This window comes from Streptomyces sp. NPDC060035, assembly GCF_042736635.1.
Taxonomy (GTDB): domain Bacteria; phylum Actinomycetota; class Actinomycetes; order Streptomycetales; family Streptomycetaceae; genus Streptomyces.
In genome coordinates this window covers 43719-67191 of sequence record NZ_JBHWVO010000015.1, presented here as the reverse complement: position 1 = coordinate 67191, position 23473 = coordinate 43719, and the positions used below count along the sequence as shown (strand labels likewise).

Sequence of the window (23473 nt, the reverse complement as noted above, 5' to 3'; positions counted from 1 at the left end):
GCAAGCCGGAACGGAGACGGTCCCGCCGCCGGTGATCGCGCCGGCCATCCAGTGAAGTCGCCGTCACGGGACGGCCGGAGGCACGACACCGGCCCCGGGATTCGCCGACGGTGCCGGGAATCCCGGGGCCGAAGCTCCGGACGGGTGGCCGGGGGGTCAGGAAACCGTCAGCGCACGGATCGCCGTCGGCGCATGGCCCGGCTCCGTCGCCACGTCCTCGAACTCGTTGACCGACGCGATGTCCGTCCCGCTCATCGAGATGTTCGTGACGCGCTCCAGGATCGCCTCGACCACCACCGGCACCCGGAACTCCGCCGCCAGCTTCTTCGCCTCCTCGAAGGCGGGCAGCAACTGGTCCGGCTCGGTGACCCGGATCGCCTTGCAGCCGAGACCCTCGACGACCTTGACGTGGTCGACGCCGTAGACGCCCAGCTCCGGCGAGTTGATGTTCTCGAACTCCAGGTTGACCTGGAAGTCGATGTCGAAGTTGCGCTGGGCCTGGCGGATGAGCCCCAGGTAGGAGTTGTTCACCAGCACATGGACGTACGGGATGCGGTGCTGCGCACCGACGGCGAGCTCCTCCAGCATGAACTGGAAGTCGTAGTCACCGGAGAGCGCAACCACCGATCCGCCCGGGTCCGCCGTGGCGACGCCCAGCGCGGCCGGGATCGTCCAGCCCAGCGGACCGGCCTGGCCGCAGTTGATCCAGTGGCGCGGCCGGTAGACGTGCAGCATCTGCGCGCCCGCGATCTGGGAGAGGCCGATCGTCGTCACGTACCGGGTCTCGGGCCCGAAGGCCCTGTTCATCTCCTCGTACACCCGCTGCGGCTTCAGCGGCACGTTGTCGAAGTGTGTGCGGCGCTGCAGCGTGGCCCGCCGCTCCTGCGTGGAGGCCGCCCATGCCGACCTGTCCTTCAACTTGCCTGCGGCCTTCAGTTCGCGCGCCACCTCGACGAAGAGCTTCAGCGCGGCCCTGGCATCGGAGGCGATGCCGAGGTCCGGGGCGAAGATCTTGCCCAGCTGGGTGGGCTCGATGTCGACGTGGACGAACGTCCGGCCCCGTGTGTAGACGTCCAGCTTGCCGGTGTGGCGGTTGGCCCACCGGTTGCCGATGCCGAGGACGAAGTCGGACTCCAGGAAGTTCGCGTTGCCGTAGCGGTGCGAGGTCTGCAGGCCGACCATGCCCGCGTTGAGCTCGTGGTCGTCGGCGAGGATGCCCCAGCCCATCAGGGTCGGCACGACCGGAACGCCGGTCAGCTCGGCGAACTCCACCAGGAGTTCGGAGGCGTCCGCGTTGATGATCCCGCCGCCCGCGACGAGCAGCGGACGTTCGGAGGCGTTGAGCATCTCGACGGCCCGCTCGATCTGCTTGCGGGTCGCCGCGGGCTTGTGGACCGCCAGCGGCTCGTACAGCTCGGGGTCGAACTCGATCTCGGTGAGCTGCACATCGATCGGCAGGTCGATGAGCACCGGGCCGGGGCGGCCTGTGCGCATCAGATGGAAGGCGTGCTGGAAGACGCCCGGGACCTGGGCGGCCTCCAGGACGGTGGTCGCCGCCTTGGTCACCGGAGCCGCGATCGACGCGATGTCGACGGCCTGGAAGTCCTCCTTGTGGAGCACCGCAGTGGGGGCCTGGCCGGTGATGCAGAGGATCGGAACGGAGTCGGCGATGGCGGAGTAGAGACCGGTGATCATGTCGGTGCCGGCCGGACCCGACGTACCGATGCAGACACCGATGTTCCCGGCAGCGGCCCGGGTGTAGCCCTCGGCCATGTGGGAAGCGCCCTCGACATGGCGGGCGAGGGTGTGGTGCACCCCGCCGGATGCCTTGAGGGCCGCGTAGAACGGGTTGATCGCCGCACCCGGCACACCGAACGCGTTACTGACGCCTTCGCGCTTGAGGATCTCAACTGCCGCTCGGGCAGCGGTCATACGAGGCATTGAGTGCTCCTGCTCGGACCTGGTGGAGTCGGGCTCTGTCGCGCCACCTGAGAGCGCCAATTCCGTATTGCGGAAGTTTTATTCTGCTATTCGGAATCAATCTAAGCCGGGGCCGAACGGCCGTCAAGGGAAGACGCCGGGACGAACTGCGCCAAGCGCCTGCCCAGGACCTCGCTCCTGGTAGACGATGGGGGTACGGAGCGCAGTCGCCGCGGCAACGGCGGCAGGAGGGGGCAGATGGTGGAGTCCCTACCGGTGCACTGCCCGGTCTGCGACCGGGACCACGCGTACATGACGCCCGCCTATCCGTGCCCGTGCGGCTCCCCGACCACCCCGCCACTGATGCGCGGTGCACCGGTCGAGCCCATCACCCACCGCACCTGGAACGACGACTGGGTGAGCGTGCGCTGCACCACCTGCGGGCGGCGCGACCAGTGGCCGCACCCCGAGCTGTGCTGCCCCTGCGGCGCCGTGCTGCGGATACCCGTCCGCCCGGTGGCCTCGCCCGGCACGGCACCGTCAGCCGCGGCCCGGCAGGCCGGCCCCGCCCACATCCCGCTGCCCCGCACGGCCGCGCACCCGCGCCCGTCGTTCCGGCCGATGGTGATCCGTACCGCTCGCGACGCGGTGAGCGCCGCCGCGCTCTATCTGAAGTGGCTGGGCTTCAGCGGGGTCGTCCAGCCCGAGGTACGCCCCGGGTCCCGGATAGACCTCCGGGCAACGGGGCTCATCGCACAGGTCGACTCCACCACACGGCCGACCGCCCTGCGCGACGTCGAGTGCCTCTGGCTCAACGCACTCAACGCCTCGGCGTCCGGCGTGTTCTTCTCCCTGGCCGGCTATGCGGAGGACGCCCGCTCGCGCGCCGACGGCCTCGCCATCCCACTCTTCGTCATGGACCTCACGGGGGCACCGCGGCCGGTGAACAGCCCTGCGGACGAACTGATCAGCACCGGGCCCTGACCGCCCGTCATACTGGCCCCATGCGCATCCGTCCCGCCCGGCGCCCAGAACTCCCGCTGCTCCAGGACATCGAGCGTGCCGCGGGCGAGCCGTTCCGCACGATCGGCATGCCGGCCGTGGCCGACGACGAGCCTCCACCGCTCGCCCTGCTGGAGAACTACCGTCGCGGCGAGCGCTGCTGGGTGGCCGCGGACGAGGCCACGGACCTCCCGGTCGGCTATCTGATCGCCGACCGCGTCGACGGCGCGGCCCATATCGAGCAGATCTCCGTCGCCCCGGCAGCCGCCCGCCGGGGTGTCGGCCGCGCCCTCATCGACCATCTCACCGCGTGGGCCGAGGCCCAGGGACTGGCCGCACTCACGCTGACGACCTTCGCCGACGTTCCATGGAACGCGCCCTACTACACGCGCCTCGGTTTTCGGACACTGGCGGAGGACGAGCTCGATGACGGGCTCCGCGGGATCAGGTCGCAGGAAGCCGAACACGGCCTGGACCGCTGGCCGCGCGTGTGTATGCGCCGTGATCTCCCAACCGTTGCATCGAGATGATTTCGGTCACGTGTGCCCCGGGGGCCTCATATGTTCGGACTGTTGTCAGTATGGGGACGTAGAGTGAAGGCATGGTCTTAACTCCTCGGCTTTCACCGCACTCCACCCCTGTTTTCGCGACCCAGCCCACCCACCCGTCCGCCGTCGAGGCGAACGAGGCCATTCGCGCGCTCGTGGACGCCCGCGCGGGCCAGGACTGGTCGTCCGTGGAGTCGGCGACGTACGAGGTACTGCTGATCGAGTGGGCGGCCGCGACCCAGGGGATGAACTCCGACATCATCGAAGCCGCCTGACCCAGGGCCCCACCCGGCGCCGTGCGCTACGCGCCGTAGCTCTCCCGCAGTTCGATCTTCCGGACCTTCCCGCTGACCGTCATGGGGAAGCTCTCCAGAATCTGCAGCCGCCGCGGGATCTTGTAGTGCGCCAGCTGCTCACGGCAGTACGTCGTCACCTCGTCCAGCGTCGGCGGATCGGCCGGGTCGCGGGGGATGACGCAGGCCAGGATCTCCTCGCCGTACGTGGCGTCCGGCACCCCGACCACCTGGACATCGGCAATCTTCGGATGGCTGTAGAGGAACTCCTCGATCTCCCGCGGGTACACGTTCTCGCCGCCACGGATGATCATGTCCTTGATCCGGCCGACGATCTGGACGTATCCGTCCTCCCTCATCACCGCGAGATCCCCGGTATGCATCCAGCGCCCCGCGTCGATCACTTCCGCGGTCCGCTCCGGCTGGTCCCAGTAGCCGAGCATCACGCTGTACCCGCGGGTGCACAGCTCACCGGGCCCGCCGCGCGGCAGGGTCACGCCTGTCACCGGGTCGATCACCTTCACCTCCACATGCGGCAGCACCCGGCCGACCGTGCCGGTACGGCGATCCAGATCGTCGTCCCGGCGCGTCTGCGTGGAGACCGGCGAGGTCTCCGTCATCCCGTAACAGATGGACACCTCGTCCATGTGCATCTCGGCGACGACCCGCTTCATCACCTCGACCGGGCACGGCGATCCGGCCATGATCCCGGTGCGGAGCGAGGAGAGGTCGTAGGCGGCGAAGTCGGGGAGGTCCAGCTCCGCGATGAACATGGTGGGGACGCCGTAGAGCGAGGTACAGCGCTCCTGCTGGACGGTCGAGAGCACGGCGGCGGGCTCGAAGGACGGGGCGGGGATCACGATGCAGGCGCCGTGCGAGGTGATGCCCAGATTTCCCATGACCATGCCGAAACAGTGATAAAAGGGCACCGGAAGACACACCCGGTCCTCTTCGGTGTAGGCGACCATCTCCCCCACGGAATAGCCGTTGTTCAGGATGTTGTGGTGGGAGAGCGTGGCCCCCTTGGGGAACCCGGTGGTACCCGAGGTGTACTGGATGTTGATCGGGTCGTCGCAGGACAGCTCGGCTTCACGAAGCGCGAGTTGCTCGGCGGTGACGGCTGCCGACGCCACCGTCAGTGCGTCCCAGGTCGGGTCGCCGATGTAGTGGACGGCGCACAGGGCCGGGCAGTTGGCGCGGACCTGGCCGACAAGTGCGCGGTAGTCACTGGTGCGGTGGGCGAGCGAGGCGATCAGCAGGGAGATCCCGGCCTGGTTGAGCACGTACTCCAGCTCGTGTGCGCGGTAGGCCGGGTTGATGTTGACCATGACGGCACCGATACGGGCCGTCGCGTACTGGACGAGAACCCACTCCGGGCAGTTGACCGCCCAGATGCCGACACGGTCGCCCTTGGCAACCCCGGATGCCATCAGTCCGCGGGCCAGCTCCCGGACGGCGGCGCCGAATTCCGCGTACGTCCAGCGACGCCCGGACACCACATCGACCAGGGCCTCGCGCTCCGGGAACGCTTCGATCGCCCGGTCGAGGTTGCGCCCGATGGTGTCGCCGAGCAGTGCGGTGCTGCCGGTGCCGTGCGCGTAGGACAGCTCGCTCATCGCAGGTCCCCCTCGTCGAACTCGGTGCCCTTGCCCTGGGCCGTGCGCTCCCGCAGCTCGATCCGGCGGATCTTGCCGGAGACGGTCTTGGGCAGCTCGGCGAACTCCAGCCGGCGGATGCGCTTGTACGGGGCGAGGACCGCCCGGGAGTGCTCGAACAGCACCTTCGCCGTTTCGGGGCCGGGCTCCCAGCCCTCCGCGAGCACGACGTACGCCTTCGGCACGGCGAGGCGCACGGGGTCGGGCGCGGGCACGACCGCGGCCTCGGCCACCGCTTCGTGCTCCAGCAGGGCGCTCTCCAGCTCGAACGGCGAGATCTTGTAGTCGGAGGCCTTGAACACGTCGTCGGCGCGGCCCACATACGTGATGTACCCGTCCGCGTCCCGGGCGCCGATGTCTCCGGTGCGGTAGTAGCCGCCCGCCATGGCCTCGGCCGTACGCTCGGGGTCGCCGTGGTAGCCGGTCATCAGGCCGACCGGGGCTGTCGACAGATCGAGGGCGATCTCACCCTCCGACGCACCCGCCTCCCCCGAGACCGGGTCGAGCAGCTCGACCTTGAAGCCGGGGCTGGGGCGCCCCATCGAGCCGGTCTTCAGCAGCTGGCCCGGTGTGTTGGCCACCTGGACCGCGGTCTCCGTCTGGCCGAAGCCGTCCCGGATGGTGACGCCCCACGCGCGCCTGACCGTCTCGATGACCTCGGGGTTGAGCGGCTCGCCGGCCGCGACGACCTCCCGCGGCGGCGTCTTCAGCTGCGCGAGGTCGGCCTGGATGAGCATCCGCCAGACGGTCGGCGGCGCGCAGAAGCTGGTCACCGCGGAGCGGTCCATCTCCGCCATCAGCCGGACCGGGTCGAAGCGTGTGTAGTTGAAGATGAAGACGGTGGCCTCGGCGCTCCACGGTGCGAAGAGGTTCGACCAGGCGTGCTTGGCCCAGCCGGGTGAGGAGATGTTGAGGTGCACATCGCCGGGCTTGAGGCCGATCCAGTACATCGTCGACAAGTGGCCGACCGGGTAGGAGACATGGGTGTGCTCGACCAGCTTGGGGCGCGCTGTCGTACCGGAGGTGAAGTACAGCATCAGCGGTTCGTCGGCGTCGGTCTCGCGGTCGGCCGTGAAGGTGTCGGGCGCCTCGTCGGCCCCGCTGTAGGAGAGCCAGCCCGCCACGTCCCCGCCGACGGTGATCCGGGTGTAGTCGCCGGGCACCTCGTCGAACTTCTGCGCGTCCGCCGCCCGAACGAGCACGTGACGGACCTTGCCGCGCTCGACCCGGTCGCGCAGATCGACGGGGCCGAGCAGCGGGGTGGCGGGGATGACGACGGCACGCAGCTTCATCGCGGCGAGGGCGGTCTCCCACAGCTCGGTCTGGTTGCCGAGCATCACCAGGATCCGGTCACCCTCCCGTACCCCCTGGGCACGCAGCCAGTTCGCGGCCCGGTTGGAGCGGGCGGCCATCCGGGCGAAGGACACCTCGGTGCGCCCGCCGTCCTCCTCCACGATGTGCAGAGCGGTGCGGTCGTTGTTCTCGGCGATGACGTCGAACCAGTCCAGCGCCCAGTTGAAGCAGGCCGGCCTGGGCCAGTCGAAGCCGGCGTAGGCCTTCGCATAGTCCTCGCGGTGTTCCAGCAGAAAGTCCCGAGCGGCCCGGAACGTCTCTGTGGCGCTGGCTGCCGGCATGTGCCCTCCTCATTGCGGACGCGTCCCTTAACATCATGTAAACAGTGACCCGGATCTCACTACCCCCGAACGGGGCTGGTGCGGGTACGACCCTCATGGGGCGGAGAGGCATCGGCATGCCACAACCGGCTGAGGCGACGGAGATGCAGGCGGCTCTGCTGAGGCTGCGCCGCACGAGCGGGCTGCCGGTGGTCTTCGGCGGGCTGCTGTCCGACGCGCGCCACGCGCGGATCGCCGAGCTGAACGGTGCGCAGACCGGTGCGTTGCGCGGGCTCGTCATCTCCGCGGGCAGTGGGCTCGGCGGCAAGGCGATCGCCCTGTCGCGGCCGTGCGCGGTGACCGACTACGCCTCCTCGCGCCACATCAGCCACGAGTACGACACGGCTGTCGCCGCGGAGGGTCTGCGTTCGGTCGTCGCGGTACCCGTCGTCGTTCGCCGCAAGGTGCGGGGCGTGCTGTACGGGGCGCTGCGCGAGGCGCTCACGCTCGGGGACCGCACGTTCGACGCAGCTGTGTCGGCGGCCCGTGATGTGGAGCAGGCGCTGGCCGTGCGGGACGAGGTGCAGCAGCTCCTGGCGACCACCCGGGAGCAGGTATCCGGTCCGCTTGCGGATCCCGGCACCTGGGAGGACGTCCGCGAGGCGCACCGCGAGCTCCGTGCCCTGGCGCCGAAGATCGTCGACCCGGCCCTGCGCGAGGAGCTGCTCGCGGTCTGCGGGCGGCTCGCCTCGGCTGCGGGGGCGGGCCGGTCCCCCACAGCCCGGCAGGTGAGGCTGGCGCCGCGCGAGATGGATGTGATCACCTGTGTGGCGTCAGGGGCGACGAACGCGGCGGCGGCCGAGAGGCTGGGACTGCGGCCGGAGACCGTGAAGGGCTATCTGCGCTCAGCGATGCGGAAGCTGGGGGCGCACACCCGGCTGGAGGCGGTGGTGGCCGCGCGCCGGGCGGGGCTGCTGCCGTGACGATCCTGGCGAACCGAAAGGCTCTGCACGTATGGTGACTGTCGATCAGTATCTGGCCTTTGCCGCGATGTCCCTGCTGGTGATCGTGATTCCGGGGCCGAGCGTGCTGTTCGTGATCGGCCGGGCGCTGGCCCACGGACGTCGTACGGCGCTGGCGACGGTGCTGGGCAATGTCGCCGGTTCGTACGTGCTGGTGGTGGCGGTCGCGCTGGGAATCGGTTCGCTGGTCGAGCGGTCGTTGCTGTTCTTCCTGGCGGTCAAGCTGGCGGGCGCCGCGTATCTCGTCTTCCTGGGCGTGCAGGCGTTCCGGCACCGCAAGGAGATGAGCCTGACGGCGGTCGCGGGGTCCGGGCAGCCCGCGCGCGGTGATCTGCGGACCGTGGCGGACGGGGTGGTCGTCGGCGTCACCAATCCCAAGGGCATCGTCTTCTTCGCCGCGGTCCTGCCCCAGTTCGTGGATCACTCGGCGGGACATCTGCCGGCTCAGATGCTTCTTCTGGGACTGGTCCCGATCGCGATCGGGACCGTCACGGACACGCTGTGGGGGCTGGGCGCGTCCGCTGCCCGGACCTGGTTCGCCGGGTCGGACCGCCGGCTGTCGATGATCGGCGGTGCGGGTGGGTTCGCGATGATCGGGCTGGGTGTGACGGTGGCGGCCACAGGTCGTGCCGACTGAGTTCCGTCAGTCGCCGAAGTCGATGAACGGGGCGAACCGGACGTCGTACGCGGTCGCCTTGGACATCACCGACATCATCCGTACGGCTTCCTCCGTGATCTCGTCGCAGGTCGCCCTGCCGAGCTCGGCAAAGAGCTGAACGGTCACTGCGGCGGTGTCCTCGACCTGGTCCAGGCGCCAGATCCCGGCCAGGAACCCGTCGGCCAGGAGGGATCCGTACACCTGGTTGCCCACCCCGTTGCGACCCTTGTACGCGGCCGGGATGATCCGTGTCCGGTCGGCGTGGCCGAGCAGCACGTTGTCGAACTCCGGCAGGAAGCGCGGCGGGGCCGGGAGGTCGGGGCCGGGACGTGGGGCGTCCGGCAGGTCGAAGAGCTCGACGCCGTGTTCGTCGCGGAAGGTGACGAGCTGGGGCCGCAGCCGTTCGAACACCTCGCGCAGCCGGGTGAGTCCCGCCCACATCTGCATGTCCATCACCGAAGCGGGCCCGAAGGCACCGAGGTACCGCAGGACGGTCCCGTCGGGCGCGGGTGTCGGCTCCGACGGTCTGTCGAGCCAGCGCTCGACGGTCGTCAGTGCGACCTGTCCGCTGCGCCCCCAGAGGCCGCGCGGGGTGACCTGGACCAGCGGGAGCAGGCAACGGGCCGCGGCCGACAGGGCCTGCGGATCGGCGTCCGGCCAGTGGGGCACGAGCTCCTGGCGGAGCTCCTTCATCGTGCGGGGCCGCTCCTGCACGAACTCCTTGCTGAGGGAGGCGAGCCGGTCGAGATCGACACCGGTGAGCCTGCTCCGGAACACCTTCAGCTCCCGGTCGCGCGCCGCCTGGACCAGTGGCCGCAGGGTCAGGGCGTCCTCGGCGGTGTGGGTGTGGATGGTGGAGCGCAGGGTGACGATCCTGACCACTTCGCGGGACTCCATGAGCGCGGAGAGCTCGGCGGGGTGGAAGCCTTCGAGCCGGGCGAAGAGCTGGTAGTACGGCGGTTTGGTGTTCTGCGCCTGCAGACCCAGGAGACGGGTGACGGCGTCCTTCGCCGGCAGTACCGCACGCCGGAGCAGCAACTGGCGTTCCAGCGTTGCCCGGTTGAGCGCGCGGGCGGAGAGCACAGGAGCATTCTTCGCGACCATGGACCGCACGCTACGCGGCAGGGTGTGCACCGGCGCTCGAATCCGACACTCGTACCGGACGGCGGCACCACCCGGACCGGGTGCCGTACGCCTCATGATGGTGCCCGTGATCAGTGTCCTCTTCGCCGTTCTGACGGCACTCAGCAACGGTGCCGCCTCGGTCCTCCAGCGCCGCGCCGCCCTGAACGTGCCCGACAGCGAGGCCATGCGTCTGTCGCTGATAGGGCATCTGCTGCGCCAGAAGGTGTGGCTGTGCGGGATCGGACTGGTGATCGTCGCCGCGGTCTGCCAGGCGGTGGCGCTGGCCACCGGGCCGATCGCCGTGGTCCAGCCGATCTTCGTGATCGAGCTGCCCGCGACCCTGCTGCTCGCCGGGGTGGTCATGCGGGTCCGGGTGCCGCGGACCGTCTGGTACGGGGTGGCCGCCGTGACGCTCGGGCTGGCCGTCGGCATGGCTGCCGCCGCACCGGTCGGCGGCAGCGACAGCGTGCCGGGCGAGGACTGGATCCCCGCCCTGGTGGTCACAGGGCTGTTCGAGGCCGCGCTGATCGCCGCCGCGCTCGGCACCCACGGTAACGCGAGGGCCGCGTTGCTGGGCCTGGCCGCGGCCTGCGGGTACGCGCTGACGGCGGCGCTGATGAAGGACGCCATGGCGCAGCTGGACGAGGGGGGTGTGACCGCCCTGCTGACGGCCTGGCAGCTGTACGCCACGGCGGCGGCCGGTGTGGGGGCGCTGTTCCTCCTCCAGAACGCGCTGCACGCCGGCAGCCTGGCGGCGGTACAGCCGATGCTGACGCTCGGGGATGCGCTGATCAGCATCACGTACGGCGTGACGTTGTTCGGCGAGGTCCTGCGCACCGGCTGGTGGCTGCTGCCGCAGCTGGCCGGGGCAGCCCTGATCGCCGTGGGCTGTGTGGTGCTGGCCCGTTCCCCGCTGGCCGCGGGGAACACCGCCCCCGCGCCGCGGGCGACGTGACGCGGGTCAGGGGCGCCCCCGGGCCGGTACCTCCTCGCCGGGCGGCACCGGGCCGGGCGGGGTGCCGTCGCCGAACGGGCGGCCGCCCAGCTGCTCCCGGTGGTGCGGGGTCAGCCAGCCGGACAGATCGGGGCCGAGCGGCACGATGCCCGTCGGGTTGATGCCCGTGTGCACGCGGTAGTAGTGCTGCTTGATGTGGTCGAAGTCGACCGTGTCGCCGAAGCCCGGGGTCTGGTAGAGGTCGCGGACGTACGCCCACAGGACGGGGTCCTCGGCCAGCTTCGCGCGGTTGCACTTGAAGTGGCCGTGGTAGACGGCGTCGAACCGCACCAGGGTGGTGAAGAGCCGGATGTCCGCCTCGGTGAGGGTGTCTCCGACGAGGTAGCGGCGGCCGGCGAGCCGCTCCGAGACATGGTCCAGCCGGCCGAACACATCGGCGTACGCGGCCTCGTACGCGCTCTGGCCGTCGGCGAATCCGGCCCGGTAGACGCCGTTGTTGACGTCGCGGTAGATGCCCTCCATCACCTCGTCGATCTCCTCCCTCAGCGGTTCTGGGTAGAGGTCGGGGGCGCCGGGGCGGTGCAGGGCCGTCCACTCGGTGGCCAGGTCCAGTGTGATCCGCTGGTAGTCGTTGGTGACGAGCCGGCCGCTCGGTACGTCGACGATCGCGGGGACGCTGACCCCGCCGGGGTAGCCGTGCTCCCTCGCGTCGTACGCCTCGCTCAGGTAGCGGATGCCGAGCACCGGATCGCGGCCGCCCTCGTCCAGGGTGAAGCGCCAACTGCGGTCGTCCTGGATGGGGTCGGCGACGGCCAGCGAGAGGGCGCTCTCCAGTCCGAGCAGCCGCCGGGAGACGAGTGCGCGACTGGCCCAGGGGCAGGCCCGGCTGACGACCAGCCGGTAGCGGCCCGACTCGACGGGCCAGCCGTCACGGCCGTCGGCGGTGATGCGGTCGGCGAAGTGGCTGCGCGACCGCTTGAAGGGCTTGTGGCCGTACGACATGTTCCCGCCCGGCCCTGCTTCCTCGTCGCTCATCGTGTTCCCCTCTGCGGGTCGAGTGCTTCGGATGTCTCCTGACGTCTTCTTCCCCGGCGGCCCGCCCCCACGTCGGCCAGGGCCACGATCAGCGCGACCAGGACGAATGCGATGGAGACGACGAGCCCGCGGTCGTACGCGTCCGCCCAGCCGTCGGGACCCAGCTGGGCGAAGAAGACCGAGCCCACTGCGGCGATCCCGATGGCCGATCCGACCCGCTGGCTGGTCTGGAGGGTGCCCCCGGCGCTGCCCGCGTTGTGCACCGGCACCTGGGAGAGGGTCAGGGTCTGGTTGGGGGCGATGACGAGTCCGCTGCCGAGTCCGGCCAGCAGCAGGGGCGCCGCCATCGCCAGTCCGGCGCCGCGGCCGGGCACCAGGTGTGCGGCCAGTGCGGTGAGGCCGAGGCCGACGGACACCATGGTCAGTCCGACGACGATCAGGGGCCGGCCGAACCGGCCGACGAGCCGGCCGCCGATGGTCGCCGCGCCACCCGCGCCCAGTGCGAACGGGGTGATCGCGAGGCCCGCCTCCAGTGCGCTGTAGTCCAGGCCCGACTGCAGATACAGCGTGCTGATGAAGAAGATCGAGGTGAAGCCCGCGAAGTACAGCAGGATCATCAGACAGCCCAGCCAGAAGGACCGGAGCCGGAAGAGCGAGAGGTCCACCACCGGCTGGAAGCCCTTCCTCGCACAGCGGGACTCCCAGCCGACGAAGGCGGTCAGCAGGACCAGGGCGAGAACGACGAGCAGCCATTTCCCGTTTCCCGGCCACTGCTGGGCCTGGACGAACGGCAGGAGCAGGGCCAGCACCCCCGCGCCGAGCAGCAGCACCCCGACCGGGTCCAGGTCGCGCGGCCCGACCCGCCCCGCGGACGGGGTGTCCGGGAGGAGCCGGTGGGCGAGCAGGAGGCAGACGGCTCCGATCGGCAGGTTGACGTAGAACACCCAGCGCCAGCCCTCCTCCGCCCCTGCCCCCTGGATCAGCAGCCCGCCCAGGAGCGGGCCGACGGCGGTGGAGATACCGACGACGGTGCCGAACATGCCGAAGGCCCGGCCCCGCTCGCGGCCCGAGAACATCTGCTGGATCAGGGCGGAGATCTGCGGCGAGAGCAGCCCGCCCGCCGCGCCCTGGAGCAGCCGGGCGATGACGAGCCAGAGGCTGGACTGGGCGGCCCCGCAGGCCGCGGAGGCCAGGGTGAACAGGGTGAGGCCCCACATGAACATCGTGCGCCGCCCCCGGGCGTCGCCGAGCCGTCCGCCGGGGATGAGGACGAGCCCGAATGCGAGCGCATAGCCGGACAGCACCCACTGGAGGTCGGACTCCGGGGTGTGGAGGCCCTCCTTGATGGACGGCAGCGCCACGTTGACGATGGACACGTCGAGGAGCGTCATGAAGCCCGCCACCAGGCAGACGGCGAGGGCGCGCCAGCGACGGGGATCGGAAGGTCCGGGACGAGAGCCAGGGTCCCGGTGCACCACGCTCTCTGCCATGGTCCGCACCCTAGGCCGCGGCCCCTGATTCCGGCGGACCCGTCGTTGGGGTCCGGCGTGTTCCGCCCTACCGGGGGTACTCGCGGGACATGACTGTCGCAAAAACGAGTGTTCTGGTCCTGGACTGTGCCGAGCCCATGGACCTCGCCGGGTTCTATGCGGCTCTGCTGGACGCCGAGACGCGGGTCGGAAGCGATCCGGACTTCGTGGAGATCGTCGGCAACCCGGGTGTGCACCTGGCCGTCCGCCGCGACCACGGCTACGCGCCGCCCAGCTGGCCCCGCCCCGAGGACTCCCAGCAGGCGCACCTGCGCATCCTGGTCGACGAGGGGGACATGGACGAGGCCGAGCGCGAGGCGATAGGCCTCGGCGCCCGGCCGGTGGACACGAAGGACAGCAACAGCGGCCCGCGCGATGTCCGCGTCTATACGGATCCGGCCGGGCACTCCTTCTCCCTGGCCGTCTACCCCTCCTTCAGCCCCGAACGGCGTCGCAGCGTCGGCTCGGTGAGCACGGACGGGGTGTAACCGGAGTCGCGCGCCGACAGGTTGGTGCCGGGCGGGACGATCTCGTCGATCCGGTCGAGGACGTCCCGGCTCAGCCTGAGCTTGTCCGCACCCAGCTGGCTGTCCAGCTGCTCGAAGGTGCGCGGGCCGATGATCGCCGAGGTGACGGCCGGGTGTTCCAGGACGAAGGCCAGGGCGAGCTGTACGAGGGTGAGTCCGGCCTCTTCGGCGAGCTCGGCCAGGGCTTCGGTGGCGGCCAGCTTGGCGGCGTTCTCCGGTGCGGTGATGTCGAAGCGGGCGGCCTGGCGAGCGGCACGGCTGGAGTCGGGCTGCCCGGCTCCCGTGCGGTAGCGGCCGGAGAGCCAGCCGCCGGCCAGCGGGCTCCAGGACAGCACCCCGAGTCCGTACCGCTGGACGACCGGCAGCACCTCCCGCTCGATGCCGCGGGCGAGCAATGAGTAGGGGGGCTGCTCGGCGACCACGCGTTCGCGGCCCCGGCGCTCGGCGAGCCACTGGCCCTCGACGATCGCGGAGGGTTCGAAGGTGGAGGTGCCGATGTAGCGGATCTTGCCCTGGTGGACCAGGTCGGAGAGCGCCCCGAGGGTCTCGTCGAAGTCCGTGTCCGGCTCGGGGCGGTGCACCTGGTAGAGGTCGATCCAGTCGGTGCCGAGCCGGCGCAGGCTGTTCTCGACTTCGCGAATAATCCAACGACGGCTGTTGCCACGCTGGTTGGGGTCGTCGCCGAGGCTGCCGTGGAACTTGGTGGCGAGCACCACGTTGTCGCGCCGGCCGCCGGCCAGGGCCTTGCCCACGATGGTTTCGGACTCACCGGCGGAGTACACGTCGGCGGTGTCGACGAAGTTGATGCCCGAGTCCAGGGCGTGGTGGATGATCCGGACGCTGTCGTCGTGGTCGGTGTTGCCACGGGCGCCGAACATCATGGTTCCCAGGGCCAGCGGGCTGACCTTGACGCCGGTGCGTCCGAGGGTGCGGTACTCAGTCATCCTGCGTTCTCCTTGACGAGTTCATCGGTGGTGAGGTGATCGGCCGGTGCGGGGTTCCCGGTCTGGCGGAACGCTTCCCAGAGGCGGTGGTAGGCACCGCGCGCGGCGAGCAGTTCGGTGTGTGTGCCCGACTCGACGACGGTTCCGGCGTCGAGAACGACGACCCGGTCGGCCCGGGCGGCGGTCGTCAGCCGGTGGGCGACGACCACGGTGGTCCGCCGCCTGGCCAGTGCCTCCGTCGCCGCCACGACGCGGCGCTCGGTAGCCAGGTCCAGCGAGGCGGTCGCCTCGTCGAGCAGCAGGATGTCGGGGTCGACGAGCTCGGCGCGGGCCAGCGCGAGGAGTTGACGCTGGCCGGCGGACAGGCCCCGGCCCCGCTCCCCCACCGGCTGGAGGTAGCCGAGCCGCAGTCCGGCGACCATCTCGTGCGCACCGACCGCGCGGGCCGCCGCCTCCACCTCGGCGTCGCCGGCATCCGGGCGCCCGTAGGCGATGGCGTCGCGGACGGTGCCGCTGAAGAGGTGGGCCTCCTGCGGGACGATGCCGAGCCTGCGGCGGAAGCCGGGAAGGTCGAGGTCGCGCAGGTCCTGGCCGTCGACCCGGACCGTACCGGCCGTCGGGTCGTAGAACCGGGCGAGGAGTTTGACGACGGTCGACTTCCCGGCGCCGGTGGCACCGACCAGGGCGACTCTCTCGCCGGGGGCGATGCGCAGTGAGAGTCCGTGCAGCACCTCCTGGCCGCCGCCGCCCGCGTATCCGAAGGAGACCCCGTCGAATTCGACGTCCCCGCGCAGTGCCCGGACGGGCCGGGGGCTCTCGGCGGGCGGAGTGCCGGCCGGGGTCCGCATCAGGCTGCGGAGCCTGCCGAGGCCGATGACGGCCTGCTGATAGCCGTCGAACACCTGGGAGAGCTGCTGGATCGGTGAGAAGAACAACTCGACGTAGAGCAGGAACGCGATGAGGGTCCCCGGGCTCAGCTCACCTGCCCTGACCTGTCCTGCGCCGATCACGAGCACGGCAGCGGTGGAGAGGGTGCCGAGGAATTCGACGAACGGGAAGAAGGTGCCCATGTAGCGCTGGGCGCGCAGTCTCGAGGTGCGGAAGGACCAGGCCAGCTCGGCGAAGTCCTGTGCGTTGCGCCGTTCGCGTCCGAAGGCCTGGGTGACGCGGATGGCGGTGACGTTCTCCTGGAGAAAGGCGTTGACGGCGCTGATGCGCTCCCTGGCCTCCCGGTAGACGGGTACGGAGTGATGGCGGAACAGTGCGGTCGCACCGATCAGTACGGGCAGCGCGACGAGCAGGACGACTGCCAGGCCCGCGTCGATGACGAGGAGCGCGACGAGGACTCCGAGGATGGTGAGCAGACTGACCACGGCGGTGATCAGCCCGGTCTGCAGGAAGTTCGACAGGGCGTCCACGTCGGTGGTCATCCTGGTCATGATCCGGCCGCCGAGCTCCCGCTCGTAGTAGTCGAGGCCGAGCCGCTGGAGCTGCGCGAAGGTCTTCACACGAAGGGTGTAGAGGAGGCGTTCACCGGTGCGCCCTGTCGTACGGACCTGGGCCACTCCGATCAGCCAGTTCACGGCCACCACGAGCGCGGCCGCCGCCGCGGCGGCCAGCAGGACTCCTCCGGCCTGGCGTGCCACGCCGTGGTCCACTCCGTGCCGTACGAGGACGGGCACCGCGATCTGTGCGGCGGCATCCAGGGCGACGAGGAGCAGTCCCAGCAGCAGCGGCAGCCGGAAGGGCCGCAGCAGGGTGCCCAGGTGGAAGTCGGGGTCGGCGGCGACGGCCTGCGCGGTGGGGACCTTCGGGTCGGCTGCGGGCAGCGGCAGCCTGGCGAGGCCCGCCATCAGTTCGGCGCTCGGCGGGGCGGAGCCGAGCACCCCGCCGCCGGGTCCGCCCCGGCCGGGTCCTGAGGTGGCCGCCGCCTCGGCGAGGGCCTGGGCGGCCCGGACCGCGGTGCCTTCCTCCGTGGCGGTGTCGGCGCTTTCGGCACGGTGCCACAGATGTGCGGTGACCCCGGCGGCCGGAGGGACCGCGGTAGCGGCGGCCGCCTGCTCCGCGGCCTGCGGACTCTCGGCGCTGGACAGCAGGGTACGGAACAGGGCCGATCGCGAGCGGAGTTCGTCCAGGGTGCCGGTGTCCGTGATCCGGCCGCCGTCCAGCACGGCGATCCGGTCGGCGAGCTCCAGGGTCGATCTGCGGTGCGCGACGATCAGGGTGGTGCGGCGGCGGGTGGCCTCGTGGAGGCCTGCGTGGATCTCGGCCTCGACCCGCGCGTCGATGGCCGAGGTGGCGTCGTCGAGTACGAGTACGGCGGGGTCGCCGACCAGGGCGCGGGCCAGGGCGAGGCGCTGGCGCTGGCCGCCGGAGAGGGTGAGCCCCTGTTCACCCACGACGGTGTCGTAGCCGTGGGGCAGCCGCTCGATGAACTCGTCGGCGCGGGCGATCGCGGCGGCCCGGCGGATCTGCTCGTCCGTGGCGTCCGGGATGCCGTACGCGATGTTGGCGCGCACGGTGTCCGAGAGCAGCAGGCTCTCCTCGAAGACGAAGCCGATACGGGAGCGCAGCGAGGCCAGGGTCAGTTCGGTGACGTCGGTGCCGTCCACCCGTACGGAACCGGACGGCACATCGTAGAACCGGGGCAGCAGGGCGGCCGCGGTGGATTTCCCGGAGCCGGCGGAGCCGATCAGGGCGAGGGTCTCGCCCGGTTTCACATCGAGGGTGAAGCCGTCCAGCAGCGGGGCGCCGTCCCCGTAGCCGAACGTGACGTCCTGCCAGGAGAGGGCCGGTGGCCGGTCGGGGAGGTCGCGGGCACCGGGTGCGTCGGTGATCACCGGTGCTTCGTCGACGACCTCCAGTACGCGTTCGGCACCGGCTCGTGCCTGCTGCCAGACGGTGAGCAGCGTCGCGACCTGGCGTACGGGGGTGACGAAGGAGCCGAGATACGTGGTGAAGGCGAGGAAGGTGCCCAGCGAGATCCGGCCGTGGAGGGCCATCCAGCCGCCGAGGGCTAGCACGGCGACCTGGCCGAGTGCGGGCACCGCCTGGAGCGCGGGGTTGTAGCGGCTGGTGAAGCGGACGACCCGCAGGCGTGAGGCGAACAGGGTGCGGGCACGCTCCTCCAGGCCGTTCAGTTCCCGCGTCTCCTGGCCGAAACCCTTGACCACGCGGACACCGGTGACGGTGGCCTCCACGGAGGAGGCCACTTCGGCGGCCTCCTGCTGGGCGTGCCAGTTGGCGGGGAACAGGTCGCGGCGGCTGCGCAGGGCGATGAGGTAGAGCAGAGGTCCGACGACCAGGGCGACGACGGTCAGCAGCGGCGAGAGCAGCGCCATGAAGAGCACGGAGCAGAGGAACATCAGGACGTTGCCCGTGAGGTTGGGCAGGAACTGAAGGAGCGTCTGGATCAGGGTGATGTCGGAGATGGACCGGCTGACGACCTGTCCGGTGCGCAGATCGTCCTGCTGGGCGCCGCCGAGCCGCAGCAGTGCGGCGAAGGCGTCGTTGCGCAGGTCGTACTGCACCCCGAGGGAGAGCCGGCCGGAGCGGTAGCGGCGGGTGAAGCTCGCCGCGAAGCGGATCGCGCCGAGGCCGGCGAGCAGGAGGGTCCAGGGAAGGAGCGATCCGGTGGTGCCCCCTGCCACCCCGTCCACGACATGGCGCAGGACGAGGGGCAGGGTGGCGGTGGCGACGGCGGCCACCAGGGCCGCCGCGAACGCGAGCAGCAGGTCGGTGCGGTGGCGCAGGCAGTACCCCAGCAGCCGCCGCGCCCAGCCGGGCGGCGGCTGCGGGGACGTGCCGGTCCGCGGAGGCGTTTCGCTCTGCGGCGCGGACGTTTCCGGGCAGTACCCCAGCAGCCGCCGCGCCCAGCCGGGCGGCGGCTGCGGGGACGTGCCGGTCCGCGGAGGCGTTTCGCTCTGCGGCGCGGACGTTTCGGTCTGCGGCGACGGACAGTCGGTCACCGGGCCGCCGCCGCGAGGCCGATACCGGTGTGGCCCTCGGAGGTGTCGACGGTGTCGAACAGCCGGTTGGCGGGCCGCGGCAGGCCGTAGTGCTCGCGCAGGGTGGCGCCGGTGTACTCGGTGCGGAACAGGCCCCGCTCCTGGAGGATGGGGACGACCCGGTCCACGAAGACCTCCAGACCGGAGGGGAGCACGGCGGGCATGATGTTGAAGCCGTCGGCCGCCCCGCTGTCGTACCAGTGCTCGATGGTGTCCGCGACCTGCTCGGCGGTTCCGGCGAAGGTACGGTGACCGCGCCCGCCGCCCAGCCGTCCGATGAGCTGACGCACAGTCAGCCTCTCGCGCCTGGCGAGCTCCACGATGAGCGTGTAGCGGCTCTTGGCTCCCTCGATCTCGTCCTCGTCGGGAAGGCCGTCCGGCAGCTCCTTGTCGAGGTGCAGCTCGGCAGGATCGAGCTTCAGCGTTCTGGCCAGCTGGCGCTTGGCGTACTCCGGGACGATGAGCCGGTCGAGTTCGGCGTCCAGTTCCAGCGCCTCGGCCTCGGTGTCACCGATGACCGGGACGATGCCGGGAAGGATCTTGATGCCGTCAGGATTGCGGCCCAGCGCCTCGGTACGCTGCTTGACGTCCTTGTAGAAGGCGATGCCCTCCTCGAGGGTCTGCTGCGCGGTGAACACCGCCTCCGCGTAGCGGGCCGCGAAGTCCTTGCCGTCCTCGCTGGAACCCGCCTGCACGAGCAACGGGTATCCCTGCGGGGGCCGTTCGACGTTGAGAGGGCCGTTGACCCGGAAGAACTCGCCGGTGTGACCGATGCTGCGCACCCGGTCGGCCAGGGCATGGACCCCGGCCTCCTTGTCGGCCACGACCGCGTCGTCCGCCCAGCTGTCCCAGAGCTTCGTGGACACCTCGACGAACTCGACGGCGCGCCGGTAGCGGTCGCGGTGCAGGGGCGTGTCGTCAAGACCGAAGTTGCGCGCCGCGTCGGCACCGGCGGTGGTGACGATGTTCCAGCCGGCCCGGCCGCCGGAGATGTGGTCCAGCGAGGCGAAGCGGCGGGCCAGGTTGTACGGCTCGTTGTAGCTGGTGGAGGCGGTGGCGATCAGGCCGATGTGCTCGGTGACCCCGGCGAGGGCGGTGAGCAGGACGGTGGGTTCCAGCTTGGCGGCGGGCCGCCGGCCGGGGTCGCCCATCAGGACGGGGCCGTCGGCGAGGAACAGCGAGTCCAGGAGCCCGCGTTCGGCGATGCGGGCCAGGTTCTTGTAGTGCTCCAGGTCGGAGTTGGCTGCGGCATGGCTCTCGGGGAGCCGCCAGGACGCCTCGTGGTGGCCGGTGGACATCAGGAAGGCGTTCAGATGGAGCTGCTTGCGCGGCATGGTGTCTTCTCCTCGGGGATTCAGTTCGTGAGCTGGGGCTGTGCCACGCCGAGGGCGGCGAGCAGCGTGTCGCGGTATTCCTGGAAGCGCGGGTCGCGACGGGAGCGCGGGGACGGCAGGTCGATCCTGAGGTCCACCGAGATCCGGCCGTCCTCCAGCACGAGCACGCGCTCGGCCAGTTCGACGGCCTCGTCGACGTCGTGGGTCACCAGGAGCACTGCGGGGCGGTGGCGTTCGTACAGTTCGCGCAGAAGTCCGTGCATCTTGATCCGCGTCAGTGCGTCCAGGGCGCCGAAGGGCTCGTCGGCCAGCAGGAGTTCGGGGTCGCGGACCAGCGCGCGGGCCAGTGCGGCGCGCTGCTGTTCGCCGCCGGACAGCTCATGGGGCCAGGAGCGGTCGCGGCCTTCGAGACCGACCTCGGCGAGCGCGGTCAGGCCCCGTTCGCGGGCCTTCGGGCCGCGCAGACCGAGGACGACGTTGTCGAGCACACGCAGCCAGGGCAGCAGACGGGAGTCCTGGAAGGAGAGGGACACCCGCTCGGGTACGAGGAGCTCGCCGGATCCCTCGACCGTGTGGTCGAGGCGGGCCACGGCCCGGAGCAGGGTGGACTTGCCGGAGCCGCTGCGGCCGAGGAGCGCGGTGAACTCCCCCGGCGCCACGGTCAGATCGAGGTCCTTGAGGACGACCCGGTCGCCGAACCTGCGTACCAGCCCTGTCGTGCGTACCGCGGGCTGCTCGTCCTTGGTGCCGGCCCCGGGCCGGGCCTCCGTCAGCCCGCCAGTGTGCGTCGCCATGACAGGACCCTCCTTTCGACTGCGCGTACCGCCGCGTCGGAGGCGAAGCCGAAGATCCCGTAGGCCACCAGCCCCACGATGATCACGTCGGACTGGGCGTACTGCTGGGCCTGGAACATCATGTAGCCGATGCCGCTGGTGGCGTTGATCTGCTCGACCACGATGAGGCCGAGCCAGGACGAGGTGACTCCGAGGCGCAGGCCGACGAAGAAGCCGGGGAGCGAGCCCGGGGCGACGACCTTGCGGATGAACTGCCAGCGGCCCAGGTCGAGGCCCTCGGCGAGCTCCACGTACTTGCTGTCGATGCCGGTCAGCGAGGCGTACGTGTTGATGTACATGTTCACCGCGACGCCGAGCGCGATCACGGTGACCTTCATCTGCTCGCCGATGCCGAGCCAGAGGATCAGCAGCGGGAGCATGGCCAGGGACGGGATCGCCCGCTTGATCTGGAGCGGACCGTCCAGGAGGTACTCACCGCTGCGGCTCAGTCCGGCCGCCACGGCCAGGATCACACCGGCCGACACCCCGAAGAACAGGCCGAGTCCGGCGCGCTGGAGCGAGATCAGGACGTTGTCCTGGAGCCGGCCGGTGGAGATCAGATCGCCCGCGGTGGCGAGCACGGTTCCGGGCGAGGACAGGATGCGGGGGTCGAGATAGCCGGAGGCGGATGCTGCCCACCATGCGACGACGAGCAGCACGGGCCCGATCAGCCGCCCGAAGGGCAGGGACCGGCCGGGGCCGAGCCGCCGACGGGTGCCGCGGGATACGGGTGCGGCCTCCGCGGCTGCCTGCGGAGCCTCCGCGGCCTCCGGTCCGGCCTCGCGTGCCTTGGACAGCAGATCCGTCATGACCCCTCCCGGTACTCGGCGGCCACGGCCTTGGCCGCCAGCCCTTCGAATCGGCGGTCGAACAGCTCGGACGCCTTCTGCTCGGGTACGAAGCCGCCCTCGGCCAGCAGATCGGCGGTCTCCTGTTCCCAGGCGATGGCCTCGTCCCAATTGGGCGGGAAATGCGGCTTGTTGAGGGCGGCGACGATGCGCTTGCCGTCCTCCTTGGTGACGCCCTGGTCCTTCACGTAGTACGTGTCGATCCACTCGTCGCTGTTCTCCCACGCCCACACCTGGCCCCGCGCCCACAGCGGTATGAAGCTGCGCACCGCCGCTGCCTTCGCCGGGTCGTTGAGGACCTCGTTCGGCGCCCAGAGCACGGTCAGCAGGTCCACGACCTCTGTCTTCACCCCGCGGGCGCCGTCCTTGGCGTACTGGCTGAGGTACTTGGTGATGCTCGGCTCACCGAGCGGGGCCACATCCACCTGCTTGGACTGCAGAGCGGTCAGGAACTGGGTGCTGGGCAGGGCGACGAGCTCGACGTCACTGTTGCTCAGACCCGCGTCCTTCAGTGCGCGCAGGACCACTACGCCCTGGGCCTGGCCCTGGGAGAACCCGATCTTCTTGCCCCGGAAGTCCTCGATATTCCTGATGGACGATCCGGGTGCCGTCGCAAAAACGTACGTCGGCTTCTTCCGGACCTGTACCCCGACAATCTTCGCTCCGACACCGATGGCGTGTGCCTGGATCGGCGGGATTCCCGCATTGGTGGCCAGGTCGATCGATTTCGCACGGAAGCCCTGGATGATATCGGGACCCGCAGAGAGGTTCGGCCAATCCGAAACGGTGAAGTTCAGTTCCTTCGCCAGCCCGGCCGGCTCCAACTGGAGTCGCGCCGTACGGACCGCGATGGTCAGCTTCGTGCCGGCCGGCGGGTCTCCCGAAGGCAGAGCGCCGGCGGGTTCCGCGTCGGCCACGGATTTGGTCTGCGGAGAGCAGGCGGCGAGGCTCAGAACGGTTCCGCCCGCCAGTGCGAGGAACGATCGGCGGGCAAGAGTCCGCTGTGTGTCATGGCGTGTCATGGTGAATTCCTGATCACTGGTCGTGCGTGGGGCGGATGGAGTGGTAGGAGCCGTCGTGGAACAGCAGTGGGCTGCGTCCCTCGTCGAGCCAGGACTCCTCGACCCGGGCGACGACGATGCGGTGGTCGCCCGCCGGGATGATGTGCTGGACGGTGAGGCGCAGCCAGCCGGCCACCCCGCCGAGCACGGGCTCACCGCCCGCCAGTCGGCTCCACCGGGTCGGCGCGGCGAAGCGGTCGATGCCGCTCGTCGCGAACGTGGTGGCCAGCGCCTCCTGTTCGACGCCGAGGAAGTTCACCACCGCGGTGGTGGCCCGCTCGATGTGCGGCCAGGACGAGGTCGTAGTCCCGATGCCGAAGGAGACCAGCGGCGGGGCGAGCGACAGCGAGGTGAGCGAGGTGGCGGTGAAGCCGACCGGCCCGTGGCCGGCGTCGGCGGTGACGACGACCACACCTGCGGGATACCTGCGGAAGGCCTGCTTGAAGCGTTCCGGGGCGATGCCGGGCACGCCGGGTTCGGTGGAAATGCCGGGCGCGGCGGCTTCGGTTGATTGGACAGCGGCATACGAAGACACAGTGACGGTCAACGTCTCTCCCCGGTCGG

Annotated in this window: 20 protein-coding genes; 7 read left to right on the top strand and 13 right to left on the bottom strand. The window is 70.5% G+C overall.

Annotated elements, in window-relative coordinates:
• Positions 1 to 156 precede the first annotated feature (156 nt).
• The gene (gcl, locus tag ACFWBQ_RS23285; protein WP_385492255.1) at positions 157 to 1941 is read right to left on the bottom strand and encodes a glyoxylate carboligase; all 1785 of its coding nucleotides are present in this window, start codon (positions 1939 to 1941) and stop codon (positions 157 to 159) included.
• A gap of 240 nt (positions 1942 to 2181) precedes the next feature.
• On the opposite strand from gcl, the gene ACFWBQ_RS23280 reads away from it, so the two are divergent.
• The 3 genes from ACFWBQ_RS23280 (at position 2182) to ACFWBQ_RS23270 (ending at position 3745) form a co-directional block, all read left to right on the top strand.
• Positions 2182 to 2904 (top strand): hypothetical protein, encoded by a 723-nt coding sequence (locus ACFWBQ_RS23280; RefSeq protein ID WP_385492565.1) that lies wholly within the window; start codon positions 2182 to 2184, stop codon positions 2902 to 2904.
• A 20-nt stretch (positions 2905 to 2924) separates the two neighbouring features.
• Positions 2925 to 3452 carry a GNAT family N-acetyltransferase gene (locus ACFWBQ_RS23275; RefSeq protein ID WP_385492252.1) on the top strand — a complete coding sequence of 176 codons (528 nt, stop codon included), beginning with the start codon at positions 2925 to 2927 and terminating at the stop codon, positions 3450 to 3452.
• Between the two features lie 71 nt (positions 3453 to 3523).
• Entirely contained in the window at positions 3524 to 3745 is a 222-nt protein-coding gene (locus tag ACFWBQ_RS23270) for a hypothetical protein (RefSeq protein ID WP_385492249.1), read from the top strand.
• Positions 3746 to 3771: 26 nt separating this feature from the next.
• Here ACFWBQ_RS23270 and ACFWBQ_RS23265 read toward each other — a convergent pair whose 3' ends face one another.
• Together ACFWBQ_RS23265 and ACFWBQ_RS23260 are read right to left on the bottom strand one after the other, a co-directional pair.
• Positions 3772 to 5379 carry an AMP-binding protein gene (locus ACFWBQ_RS23265; RefSeq protein ID WP_385492247.1) on the bottom strand — a complete coding sequence of 536 codons (1608 nt, stop codon included), beginning with the start codon at positions 5377 to 5379 and terminating at the stop codon, positions 3772 to 3774.
• Entirely contained in the window at positions 5376 to 7052 is a 1677-nt protein-coding gene (locus tag ACFWBQ_RS23260) for an AMP-binding protein (protein ID WP_385492244.1), read from the bottom strand. Before ACFWBQ_RS23260 ends, ACFWBQ_RS23265 begins: the two co-directional genes overlap by 4 nt.
• A gap of 116 nt (positions 7053 to 7168) precedes the next feature.
• Between ACFWBQ_RS23260 and ACFWBQ_RS23255 the strand changes: the two genes are divergently transcribed.
• Both ACFWBQ_RS23255 and ACFWBQ_RS23250 read left to right on the top strand, forming a co-directional pair.
• Positions 7169 to 8014, top strand: coding sequence for a response regulator transcription factor (locus ACFWBQ_RS23255; RefSeq protein WP_385492241.1), 846 nt, complete (start codon positions 7169 to 7171; stop codon positions 8012 to 8014).
• A 31-nt stretch (positions 8015 to 8045) separates the two neighbouring features.
• Positions 8046 to 8690 (top strand): LysE family translocator, encoded by a 645-nt coding sequence (locus ACFWBQ_RS23250; protein ID WP_385492239.1) that lies wholly within the window; start codon positions 8046 to 8048, stop codon positions 8688 to 8690.
• 6 nt (positions 8691 to 8696) lie between these two features.
• On the opposite strand, the gene ACFWBQ_RS23245 is transcribed toward ACFWBQ_RS23250, so the two are convergent.
• Entirely contained in the window at positions 8697 to 9815 is a 1119-nt protein-coding gene (locus tag ACFWBQ_RS23245; RefSeq protein ID WP_385492236.1) for a winged helix DNA-binding domain-containing protein, read from the bottom strand.
• Positions 9816 to 9921: 106 nt separating this feature from the next.
• Here ACFWBQ_RS23245 and ACFWBQ_RS23240 point away from each other — a divergent pair, with 106 nt between their 5' ends.
• Complete coding sequence (locus tag ACFWBQ_RS23240; RefSeq protein ID WP_385492233.1) at positions 9922 to 10791, top strand: DMT family transporter; 870 nt, start codon at positions 9922 to 9924, stop codon at positions 10789 to 10791.
• A gap of 6 nt (positions 10792 to 10797) precedes the next feature.
• On the opposite strand, the gene ACFWBQ_RS23235 is transcribed toward ACFWBQ_RS23240, so the two are convergent.
• Complete coding sequence (locus ACFWBQ_RS23235) at positions 10798 to 11826, bottom strand: glutathione S-transferase family protein (RefSeq protein ID WP_385492230.1); 1029 nt, start codon at positions 11824 to 11826, stop codon at positions 10798 to 10800.
• Positions 11823 to 13316 (bottom strand): MFS transporter, encoded by a 1494-nt coding sequence (locus tag ACFWBQ_RS23230; RefSeq protein WP_385492227.1) that lies wholly within the window; start codon positions 13314 to 13316, stop codon positions 11823 to 11825. Before ACFWBQ_RS23230 ends, ACFWBQ_RS23235 begins: the two co-directional genes overlap by 4 nt.
• Before the next feature lie 89 nt (positions 13317 to 13405).
• Here ACFWBQ_RS23230 and ACFWBQ_RS23225 point away from each other — a divergent pair, with 89 nt between their 5' ends.
• Complete coding sequence (locus tag ACFWBQ_RS23225) at positions 13406 to 13843, top strand: VOC family protein (RefSeq protein WP_385492224.1); 438 nt, start codon at positions 13406 to 13408, stop codon at positions 13841 to 13843.
• Here ACFWBQ_RS23225 and ACFWBQ_RS23220 read toward each other — a convergent pair.
• From ACFWBQ_RS23220 to ACFWBQ_RS23190, 7 genes are all read right to left on the bottom strand, one after another.
• The gene (locus ACFWBQ_RS23220) at positions 13780 to 14826 is read right to left on the bottom strand and encodes an aldo/keto reductase (protein ID WP_385492221.1); all 1047 of its coding nucleotides are present in this window, start codon (positions 14824 to 14826) and stop codon (positions 13780 to 13782) included. The genes ACFWBQ_RS23225 and ACFWBQ_RS23220 overlap by 64 nt on opposite strands.
• Complete coding sequence (locus ACFWBQ_RS23215) at positions 14823 to 18593, bottom strand: ABC transporter ATP-binding protein (protein ID WP_385492563.1); 3771 nt, start codon at positions 18591 to 18593, stop codon at positions 14823 to 14825. The genes ACFWBQ_RS23220 and ACFWBQ_RS23215 overlap by 4 nt, the downstream gene beginning before the upstream one ends.
• Before the next feature lie 197 nt (positions 18594 to 18790).
• Entirely contained in the window at positions 18791 to 20167 is a 1377-nt protein-coding gene (locus ACFWBQ_RS23210; RefSeq protein ID WP_385492218.1) for an LLM class flavin-dependent oxidoreductase, read from the bottom strand.
• Positions 20168 to 20187: 20 nt separating this feature from the next.
• Positions 20188 to 20961, bottom strand: coding sequence for an ABC transporter ATP-binding protein (locus tag ACFWBQ_RS23205; RefSeq protein ID WP_385492215.1), 774 nt, complete (start codon positions 20959 to 20961; stop codon positions 20188 to 20190).
• A complete protein-coding gene (locus ACFWBQ_RS23200; protein ID WP_385492212.1) occupies positions 20937 to 21809 on the bottom strand; it encodes an ABC transporter permease in 873 nt (290 codons plus the stop codon). The genes ACFWBQ_RS23205 and ACFWBQ_RS23200 overlap by 25 nt, the downstream gene beginning before the upstream one ends.
• Positions 21806 to 22870, bottom strand: a complete 1065-nt coding sequence (locus ACFWBQ_RS23195) for an ABC transporter substrate-binding protein (RefSeq protein ID WP_385492209.1) — start codon at positions 22868 to 22870, stop codon at positions 21806 to 21808. The genes ACFWBQ_RS23200 and ACFWBQ_RS23195 overlap by 4 nt, the downstream gene beginning before the upstream one ends.
• A gap of 13 nt (positions 22871 to 22883) precedes the next feature.
• The gene (locus ACFWBQ_RS23190; RefSeq protein WP_385492206.1) at positions 22884 to 23456 is read right to left on the bottom strand and encodes a flavin reductase family protein; all 573 of its coding nucleotides are present in this window, start codon (positions 23454 to 23456) and stop codon (positions 22884 to 22886) included.
• Positions 23457 to 23473 lie beyond the last annotated feature (17 nt).

What these genes read in the sequence shown, in the direction of transcription:
- ACFWBQ_RS23245 (WP_385492236.1), bottom strand. Translation starts at nt 9,815, where the DNA reads ATGGTCGCGAAGAATGCTCCTGTGCTCTCCGCCCGCGCGCTCAACCGG.
- ACFWBQ_RS23265 (WP_385492247.1), bottom strand. Translation starts at nt 5,379, where the DNA reads ATGAGCGAGCTGTCCTACGCGCACGGCACCGGCAGCACCGCACTGCTC.
- ACFWBQ_RS23250 (WP_385492239.1), top strand. Translation starts at nt 8,046, where the DNA reads ATGGTGACTGTCGATCAGTATCTGGCCTTTGCCGCGATGTCCCTGCTG.
- ACFWBQ_RS23230 (WP_385492227.1), bottom strand. Translation starts at nt 13,316, where the DNA reads ATGGCAGAGAGCGTGGTGCACCGGGACCCTGGCTCTCGTCCCGGACCT.
- ACFWBQ_RS23235 (WP_385492230.1), bottom strand. Translation starts at nt 11,826, where the DNA reads ATGAGCGACGAGGAAGCAGGGCCGGGCGGGAACATGTCGTACGGCCAC.
- ACFWBQ_RS23205 (WP_385492215.1), bottom strand. Translation starts at nt 20,961, where the DNA reads ATGGCGACGCACACTGGCGGGCTGACGGAGGCCCGGCCCGGGGCCGGC.
- ACFWBQ_RS23220 (WP_385492221.1), bottom strand. Translation starts at nt 14,826, where the DNA reads ATGACTGAGTACCGCACCCTCGGACGCACCGGCGTCAAGGTCAGCCCG.
- ACFWBQ_RS23270 (WP_385492249.1), top strand. Translation starts at nt 3,524, where the DNA reads ATGGTCTTAACTCCTCGGCTTTCACCGCACTCCACCCCTGTTTTCGCG.
- ACFWBQ_RS23195 (WP_385492209.1), bottom strand. Translation starts at nt 22,870, where the DNA reads ATGACACGCCATGACACACAGCGGACTCTTGCCCGCCGATCGTTCCTC.
- ACFWBQ_RS23260 (WP_385492244.1), bottom strand. Translation starts at nt 7,052, where the DNA reads ATGCCGGCAGCCAGCGCCACAGAGACGTTCCGGGCCGCTCGGGACTTT.
- ACFWBQ_RS23225 (WP_385492224.1), top strand. Translation starts at nt 13,406, where the DNA reads ATGACTGTCGCAAAAACGAGTGTTCTGGTCCTGGACTGTGCCGAGCCC.
- ACFWBQ_RS23210 (WP_385492218.1), bottom strand. Translation starts at nt 20,167, where the DNA reads ATGCCGCGCAAGCAGCTCCATCTGAACGCCTTCCTGATGTCCACCGGC.
- ACFWBQ_RS23275 (WP_385492252.1), top strand. Translation starts at nt 2,925, where the DNA reads ATGCGCATCCGTCCCGCCCGGCGCCCAGAACTCCCGCTGCTCCAGGAC.
- gcl (WP_385492255.1), bottom strand. Translation starts at nt 1,941, where the DNA reads ATGCCTCGTATGACCGCTGCCCGAGCGGCAGTTGAGATCCTCAAGCGC.
- ACFWBQ_RS23255 (WP_385492241.1), top strand. Translation starts at nt 7,169, where the DNA reads ATGCCACAACCGGCTGAGGCGACGGAGATGCAGGCGGCTCTGCTGAGG.
- ACFWBQ_RS23200 (WP_385492212.1), bottom strand. Translation starts at nt 21,809, where the DNA reads ATGACGGATCTGCTGTCCAAGGCACGCGAGGCCGGACCGGAGGCCGCG.